Source organism: Halomonas sp. 707B3 (assembly GCF_024158645.1).
GTDB classification, from domain to species: domain Bacteria; phylum Pseudomonadota; class Gammaproteobacteria; order Pseudomonadales; family Halomonadaceae; genus Vreelandella; species Vreelandella lionensis.
The window spans coordinates 1-1,765 of record NZ_JAMZBE010000279.1; the positions used below are offsets into that span (position 1 = coordinate 1).

General features: G+C 61.3%; 1 protein-coding gene. It reads left to right on the top strand.

Annotated elements, in window-relative coordinates; genetic code table 11:
* Window positions 1-1,765 (top strand): leucine--tRNA ligase (leuS, locus tag BIS10_RS18610; RefSeq protein WP_253507729.1); only part of this gene is annotated, 1,765 nt, incomplete at both ends.

Here is a 1,765-nt window from a genome sequence, read left to right on the forward strand (position 1 = left end):
GTGTACACCACCCGCCCCGATACGCTGATGGGCGTGACCTACGTGGCCGTCGCCCCTGGGCACCCGCTGGCCAAACAGGCCGCCGAGCAGAGCAGCGAGATCGCGGCGTTCTGTGAAGAGTGCGCCAAAGGCGGCACCTCTGAAGCGGAAATGGCCACCAAAGAGAAGCTGGGCATGGCCACGGGCCATAAAGCCATTCACCCGTTAAGCGGTGAAGAAGTACCGGTATTCGTGGCTAACTTCGTACTGATGGAGTTCGGCACCGGCGCGGTCATGGCCGTACCCGCCCACGATCAGCGCGACTGGGAGTTTGCCACCAAGTACGGTGTTGAGCTGAAGCCGGTAGTGGCCGACGAGCACGGCAATACGCCGGATATCTCGGAAGGCGCTTACACCGAGCACGGCACGCTGATTAACTCCGGCGAGTTCGATGGCCTGGAATTCCAAGCCGCGTTTGATGCCATTGCCGCCAAATTGGCCGAGCTTGGCTGTGGCGAAGTTAAAACCAACTACCGCCTGCGTGACTGGGGTATTGCCCGCCAGCGTTACTGGGGCGCGCCGATTCCGGTGAAGTACGGCCCGGAAGGCCAGACCGTACCGCTCTCCGATGACGAGCTGCCCGTCGCGCTGCCCATGGAAGTCACCGTGGATGCCTCCGGCTCGCCGCTGAAGAAGATGCCGGAGTTCTCCGAGCTGGGCGATGGCTGGGTGCGTGAAACCGATACCTTCGACACCTTTATGGAATCCTCCTGGTACTTCGCCCGCTTCTGCTGTGCGGATAACCACGAAGCCATGCTGGATGAGCGCGCCAACTACTGGCTGCCGGTGGATCTTTACATTGGCGGTATCGAGCACGCTATTCTGCACCTGCTCTACGCCCGCTTCTTCCACAAGCTGCTGCGCGATTTCGGCATGGTTGATTCCGATGAGCCGTTCCAGCAGCTGCTCACCCAAGGCATGGTGATCGCTGAAACCTTCTACCGCATCAAGGATAACGGCGGCAAGGAGTGGTTCAACCCTGCCGATGTGGAAGTGAAGCGCGACGAGAAGGGCCGCCCACTGAGCGCCGTGCTGATGAGCGATGGTCAGCCGGTGGAGATGGGCGGCATCGAGAAGATGTCCAAGTCGAAGAACAACGGCGTCGATCCGCAGTCGATGATCGACAAGTTCGGTGCCGACACCGTGCGCCTGTTTATGATGTTTGCTGCACCGCCCGAGCAGTCGCTTGAGTGGTCAGACTCTGGCGTTGAAGGCGCGCACCGCTTCCTGAAGCGCATCTGGCGTCAGGTTACCGAGCATCTGGCGGCGGGCACCCCCGGCACCTTGAACGTGGACGCGCTGAACGACGATCAGAAAGCGCTGCGCCGCAAGACCCACGAGACCATCAAGAAAGCCAGCGACGACATTGGCCGCCGCACCACCTTCAACACCGCCATTGCCGCTGTGATGGAGCTTTCTAACGCGGTCGCTAAGTTTGACGATACGTCCGAACTGGGCCTCGCGGTTAGCCGTGAAGCGCTGGAAGCCTGCGTCCTGCTACTGGCCCCGATTACCCCGCACCTGTGCCACACCCTGTGGCAGCAGTTAGGCCATGAGCAGCCCGCCATTGAAGCCCAGTGGCCGAAAGTAGACGAAGCCGCCCTGACCCGCGACAGCATCGAGCTGGTGGTACAGGTAAACGGTAAACTGCGCGCCCGCCTGGAAGCCCCGGCCAGCGCCGACAAAGCCACCATCGAGCAACTGGCGATGGAAAACGAAAACGTCC